1 protein-coding gene is annotated in these 617 nt (G+C 68.9%); it reads left to right on the forward strand.

Features of this window, described 5'->3' with window-relative positions; translation table 11 throughout:
* Nucleotides 1–617: acyl-CoA dehydrogenase family protein (locus A5643_RS05905; protein ID WP_197497662.1), on the forward strand; the 617-nt coding region annotated here is incomplete at both ends.

The raw sequence follows: 617 nt of genomic DNA on the forward strand, positions 1-617 counted from the left end.
GAGCTGCGGGCGGCGATCCGGGCGCTGGCGGAGAAGGAGATCGCCCCGTATGCCGCCGAGGTCGACGAGCAGTCCCGATTCCCCGAGGAGGCGCTGACGGCGCTGAACTCCTCGGGGTTCAACGCGGTGCACGTGCCCGAGGAGTACGGCGGGCAGGGGGCGGACTCGGTGGCCACCTGCATCGTCATCGAGGAAGTGGCGCGGGTGTGCGCCTCCTCCTCGCTGATCCCGGCGGTGAACAAGCTGGGCACCATGGGGCTGATCCTGGCCGGCTCGGAGGACCTCAAGCAGAAGGTGCTGCCGGGCCTGGCGGCGGGGGAGACGATGGCCTCCTACGCGCTGTCGGAGCGCGAGTCCGGCAGTGACGCGGTGGCGATGCGCACCCGGGCGGTGCCCGACGGGGACGACTGGGTCCTCAACGGCACCAAGGCGTGGATCACCAACGGCGGCAAGTCGACCTGGTACACGGTGATGGTGGTGACCGAACCGGACAAGGGCGCCAACGGGATCTCGGCGTTCGTGGTGCACAAGGACGACGAGGGTTTCACGGTGGGGCCCAAGGAGAAGAAGCTGGGCATCAAGGGCTCGCCGACCACCGAGTTGTACTTCGAGGACTG

The sequence above is a fragment of the Mycobacterium sp. 1274756.6 genome, from assembly GCF_001668625.1.
Lineage (GTDB): Bacteria > Actinomycetota > Actinomycetes > Mycobacteriales > Mycobacteriaceae > Mycobacterium.